Here is a 1,892-nt window from a genome sequence, read left to right as displayed (position 1 = left end):
ATTACTGGCGGAGAAATCCGGTAAATTAGCCTTGGACTCTAAAGCGTAGTGCTACTGAGATTGGGGGGACGTCGTTGGGTACGGCGCTTTTTGCGCTTTCACCCTCATCGGCACCCTCGAGAGATGGGGGCTGCGGAGGTCAGTAGCCAGTAGATTCTATGTTGGGGCACAAGCCCTTCCAACCAAACGAGGGTCGTAGGGGACGCCCGAATTCCATACAGCAAATGCGATGCGCAGGATCTTGCGCGCGATGATGCAATAAACGGCGGTAGACGATAGTCCCTTCTTCAATAAAGCGGTCTGGATGGTTTTCCAGATGGGGTGGCGACACGCACTGACAGCGGCCAGATACAGCAAGCGCCGCTCTTCAGGATTCCCCCGCTTGGAGAGGTGGCGGGTGCCGGTGTATTGACCGGACTCGCGCGGTCTGGGATCCAGCCCCACGGCGGCCACCAGCGCATCGCTATTGGCATAGCGCACCCGGCTCATGCGCATGGCTAATGCGGCACTGATCAGGGGGCCAATCCCTTGAATGGAACGCAGGTTCTTGCAGCGGGTATTCAGGCCCTCATCGGCGGCGAGCAGCGCCTTCAATTGGCTGTCGATCTCGGCAATCAAGGCTTCAAAAGCACGCATCAGTTTGCCGAGCGCCTGGGCACACTGTGAGGTATCGGCAAAGCTCATGCGTAAGCTGGTACGGCTCTTCACGACTTGATGACGGCGCTGGATCAGCGTGGTGATCGTTTGCTGCTGCATTGTGAGCGGGACGTAGGCGTGGCACTTGTCCGTCTCGTTGTGTGTGTAGCGGGCAATGCCGCGGGCATCGAGTACGTCTGTTTTGCCACGGCTGCGCAGGCTCTTCAGGTAGAGCGCCACATCGCGCGGATTCAGCACAAAGACGGTATGGCCTGCCGCAAAGGCCAGATCAGCCAGCAGCCGGTGATGAATGCCCGTGGCTTCCATGCCGATGGTGCAGTCAGGTGGCAAACGCTTGAGCCAGCGCTTGATCTCGGCAGCGTTGTTGGCGAGCTTGATCGGGGCGGTGGTATCGCCAAAGTAGGCGATGACCAACTCGGCGAGACTGATATCGACACCAATGGAGAAGGCTTGCGAAGTCATGGGGCAGCTCCAGGCAAACACAGCGGCTAGAATGAACCTGCCGAGGGGGCGTTTGCGTTGGCGTGGGCTTGCATCTATTGGCCGTCGTGGCGATCACTGACAGGGCCGCCACGCGCGCTGCATTCCTAATCGACGCTGGTGCAAACGAAATGGGGACATTTCTACTGGAGTCTGTCCGCTGACACGGCAGATAGCCCGGATCGTCCCTCCACCTCGGCGCCCTTATCCGCTGCTTCATAAGAGCGCAGACAGAACATACAAGCCCGGATAAGGCGCAGCCGCATTCGGGGAACAGCCGGATACCCAAGGTTGGCCGCATCCTGTCAGATGGCCAAGTGACAGCACCAAGACAATCAACCCCGGATGCACCGTTGGCTTATCTGGGCTACAGGCTACGGGTTGAATTTAAACGTTAGGCTTTGCATGCGCACAACCTTGGCCCTGTTTATTGCATCCGCAATGCTTTTATGCGCAGGTTGCTACGAGTCTCGGCCAGAAGTCGTTCAAGCTAATGTGACTTATTGGCAAGATGGCAAACCAATGACCCGCCATGCTCTTGGTCCACATCAGATCAAACGACTCTCCGCATGGCTTTCATCTCACCGCTGGGGCTGGCAACCTGTTGTGGCCAGCTATTTGCCAGATACGCACATCTCAATACTGTTTGCAGACGGTAGCCGAGAGTCCGCGAACGTCATGGGCGTGTACTGAATTTTGTGTAAACAGACATTTGGCAGGAAACTGCCACCTAGTCTGGAGACACAATGAGCTCG

The 1,892-nt window shown here is 57.2% G+C and carries 1 protein-coding gene; it reads right to left on the bottom strand.

The window, feature by feature from the left end; translation table 11 throughout:
* Window positions 1-156 precede the first annotated feature (156 nt).
* Window positions 157-1,119 carry a transposase gene (locus tag FLQ03_RS15615; RefSeq protein WP_144374137.1) on the bottom strand — a complete coding sequence of 321 codons (963 nt, stop codon included), beginning with the start codon at window positions 1,117-1,119 and terminating at the stop codon, window positions 157-159.
* Window positions 1,120-1,892 lie beyond the last annotated feature (773 nt).

The organism is Vogesella urethralis (genome assembly GCF_007644045.2).
GTDB classification, from domain to species: Bacteria; Pseudomonadota; Gammaproteobacteria; order Burkholderiales; family Chromobacteriaceae; genus Vogesella; species Vogesella urethralis.
Note: the sequence above shows the minus strand (reverse complement) of the source record. Positions and strands in the feature narration are given on the sequence as shown.